The organism is Streptomyces sp. NPDC003697, from assembly GCF_053587115.1.
On record NZ_JBSFNN010000177.1, the window covers coordinates 1 to 1,245 of the forward strand.

Below are 1,245 nucleotides of genomic sequence, written 5' to 3' on the forward strand. Positions count from 1 at the left end.
CCACAAGGGGGCGCCCATCTCTGGGCGTTTCCGGTGTATGTCAAGCCTTGGTAAGGTTCTTCGCGTTGCGTCGAATTAAGCCACATGCTCCGCCGCTTGTGCGGGCCCCCGTCAATTCCTTTGAGTTTTAGCCTTGCGGCCGTACTCCCCAGGCGGGGCACTTAATGCGTTAGCTGCGGCACGGACGACGTGGAATGTCGCCCACACCTAGTGCCCACCGTTTACGGCGTGGACTACCAGGGTATCTAATCCTGTTCGCTCCCCACGCTTTCGCTCCTCAGCGTCAGTATCGGCCCAGAGATCCGCCTTCGCCACCGGTGTTCCTCCTGATATCTGCGCATTTCACCGCTACACCAGGAATTCCGATCTCCCCTACCGAACTCTAGCCTGCCCGTATCGACTGCAGACCCGGGGTTAAGCCCCGGGCTTTCACAACCGACGTGACAAGCCGCCTACGAGCTCTTTACGCCCAATAATTCCGGACAACGCTTGCGCCCTACGTATTACCGCGGCTGCTGGCACGTAGTTAGCCGGCGCTTCTTCTGCAGGTACCGTCACTTTCGCTTCTTCCCTGCTGAAAGAGGTTTACAACCCGAAGGCCGTCATCCCTCACGCGGCGTCGCTGCATCAGGCTTTCGCCCATTGTGCAATATTCCCCACTGCTGCCTCCCGTAGGAGTCTGGGCCGTGTCTCAGTCCCAGTGTGGCCGGTCGCCCTCTCAGGCCGGCTACCCGTCGTCGCCTTGGTGAGCCATTACCTCACCAACAAGCTGATAGGCCGCGGGCTCATCCTGCACCGCCGGAGCTTTCCAGCCTCACGGATGCCCGTGAGGCTCGTATCCGGTATTAGACCCCGTTTCCAGGGCTTGTCCCAGAGTGCAGGGCAGATTGCCCACGTGTTACTCACCCGTTCGCCACTAATCCCCACCGAAGTGGTTCATCGTTCGACTTGCATGTGTTAAGCACGCCGCCAGCGTTCGTCCTGAGCCAGGATCAAACTCTCCGTGAATGCTTTCCCCGTGATCGGGGTGACACATCACGAGAGCGGAACAGCCGGGCGGAATAAGCCCAGCCGTTCACAGCGTCCTCGCTGTGTTTTTTCAAAGGAACCTCGCCCCAGCACATGCTGGAGACGGGGTATCAACATATCTGGCGTTGACTTTTGGCACGCTGTTGAGTTCTCAAGGAACGGACGCTTCCTTCGTACTCACCCTCTCGGGCTTTCCTCCGGGCGCTTCCCTTCGGT

Annotated in this window: 1 rRNA gene; it reads right to left on the minus strand. The window is 59.4% G+C overall.

The annotated features are described in order from the left end of the window. Nucleotides 1-1,008, minus strand: a 16S ribosomal RNA gene (locus ACWDNY_RS31415); the annotation flags it as partial. Nucleotides 1,009-1,245: the final 237 nt, after the last annotated feature.